Raw genomic sequence first — 2,073 nt, forward strand, 5'->3', positions numbered from 1 at the left:
GATCACGTCGAAGGTTTCCGCGACGCCGATCTGGAATTCGTCCACGGTTACCGGCCGGACGTTCTGGCCGTCGGCCTGCACCACCGTCATCGGCAGGTCAGGGATGCGCACGTTGAAGTTCGTCTGCGCCGCGGCATTGACGATGCGCAGCCGAACCCGCTCGCCCGGTCGGAAGAGACCCGTCCAGTTGTCGTAAGGTCCAAAGCCATTGACCAGGAAGGTGTAGGTCGAACCAGTGACGTCCGCGATGTCCGCCGGGTCCATCCGCATCTGCCCCCAATCGAGGCGATCCTTAAGGCGCATTTCGCGGCCGGCCAGCAGCCCACTCAGCGTCGGGCGTTGATAGTTGAAATAGGCGCCGCCCATCTGCTTGAGCTTGCGAAAGATTTCCTCGCCCGTCATTTCGCTATGGTCGGAGAGGACGATCACATGCTCGCGGTCGAACGCGACTGGGTCGGCACCCGCCGGATCAATCACGATGGGTCCGTAGAGTCCTGCCTGCTCCTGCTCGCCCGAGTGGCTGTGATACCAGTAGGTGCCGGACTGCAAGATCGGGAACTCGTACACAAAGGTCGAACGCGCCTTGATGCCGGGGAAGCTGATCCCGGGTACGCCGTCCATTTGGAACGGCAGAATGAGCCCGTGCCAGTGGATCGAGCTATCTTCGTCGAGGTTGTTGGTCACCGCAAGGCGGACCTTCTGGCCCTCTTTGAGGCGGACGAGTGGTGCCGGGACCGTGCCGTTTACCCCGATCGCGGGCGTCGTGATCCCGTCCATGACGAGCTTCATCCTGTCGATCGTCAGCGCGATGTTTGTGCCCGACACGGTCGGCAGGGGCCTGGCGATGCCGCGCGACACAGGTTGCGCCCAAGCCGGCAGGTAGGCCGACATGGCCAGCGTGCCGCCAAGCATGGCGGTTCCGCGCATTACGTCGCGCCGGTTTAGATTGCGGCTCATGCCTTTCCTTCGCTCCAGTTCAATGCTTGCGGCGGCGGCGGGGGGGGGGGGCCGCCGACCTTATCTTTCATTACGCGCAAATAGGCTCATCCCCTCACGCGAAGTCGAGAATTTTCGATAATCTTTCACGCGCACGCCGGAGCCGCGTCTCCACGGCCTTTCCGCTGATCCCCAGCGCGGCGGCGGTTTCCGCCTGGGACAAGCCCTCCACGGTCCGCAGCAAAAGCGTCTCCTTGAGCGTGGCCGGCAGCTCGGACACCGCGCGCGAAAGCCGCGCAAGCTCTGCGCGATCGAAGGTGATGGCGTCGGCACCCGGCGCCTCGTCCCGCTCACTCTCCATGGTGTCGGGCGGCAGCGAAGAGGCGAACGATAGTATCTGGCGTATGCGCCGCCGCCTGTGCCAGTCGCGGCTCTTGTTGATCGCCACGCGGGTCAGCCACGCAGCGAGCGGCCGATCTCCGTCATACTTTCGCAAGTTCTGAAAGGCGGCCACGAAGCATTCCTGAGTGAGGTCAAGCGCCTCTTCGGCGTCGCCGATATGCGAGCGGATCAGGCGGTAGACCGGTCTTTGGTGCCGCCGCATGATCTCAGCGAACGCAGCCTGACGTCCGCCGAGCGTCAAGGCGGCGAGTTCGCCGTCCGTGCAGGCCGCGAGATCAAGGCTCACCGCGCGTCTGCGGTCAGCGCCTTCACCACCGCGCGGTCAAACGTCCTCGCCTGGTCGGGCCGCAGGATCTGCCGCATCGCGAACATATGGTTCAACGTCTCCTTCTGGAGCTCACCCATCGCGCCGTGCGAACGATCGACGGCGGCCGCGACCTGCGGCCCGTTACCATGTTCGGCCTCGATGGCGGCGGCGAGCCGGGCGTTGTCGGCTCTGAGTTCCAGCTCCAAGGCACGCCTTCGAACGGTGAAGTGAGACTCCAGCATCTGGAGCTTGGTCTGTTGAGCTTCGTCCAGCTCGAGCCCGTCGTGGAGCAAGCTGTGAAGCTCAACGCCCGGGCTTGGCGGGGAGGGGAATAACTCACGTCCAGCCCAAACGCCTGCGACCGCCGCCACGAACGCGATGATGGCGATCAGCATCGCCCTCCGGGCGCCGCTCGTCACTGGAACGCG

3 protein-coding genes are annotated in these 2,073 nt (G+C 64.5%); all 3 read right to left on the minus strand.

What is annotated here, in order from left to right:
• A partial coding sequence (locus BMX36_RS21190; RefSeq protein ID WP_143058644.1) for a multicopper oxidase domain-containing protein occupies positions 1-957 on the minus strand: 957 nt, incomplete at its 3' end.
• 94 nt (positions 958-1,051) lie between these two features.
• Positions 1,052-1,624 (minus strand): RNA polymerase sigma factor, encoded by a 573-nt coding sequence (locus BMX36_RS21195; RefSeq protein ID WP_007407015.1) that lies wholly within the window; start codon positions 1,622-1,624, stop codon positions 1,052-1,054.
• Complete coding sequence (locus tag BMX36_RS21200; protein ID WP_093068545.1) at positions 1,621-2,040, minus strand: periplasmic heavy metal sensor; 420 nt, start codon at positions 2,038-2,040, stop codon at positions 1,621-1,623. The genes BMX36_RS21195 and BMX36_RS21200 overlap by 4 nt, the downstream gene beginning before the upstream one ends.
• Positions 2,041-2,073 lie beyond the last annotated feature (33 nt).

The sequence above is a fragment of the Sphingomonas sp. OV641 genome, assembly GCF_900109205.1.
Taxonomy (GTDB): domain Bacteria; phylum Pseudomonadota; class Alphaproteobacteria; order Sphingomonadales; family Sphingomonadaceae; genus Sphingomonas.

Bases quoted from the DNA above. Each gene is read 5' to 3' on its own strand.
- BMX36_RS21200 (WP_093068545.1), bottom strand. From the start codon at position 2,040: ATGCTGATCGCCATCATCGCGTTCGTGGCGGCGGTCGCAGGCGTTTGG.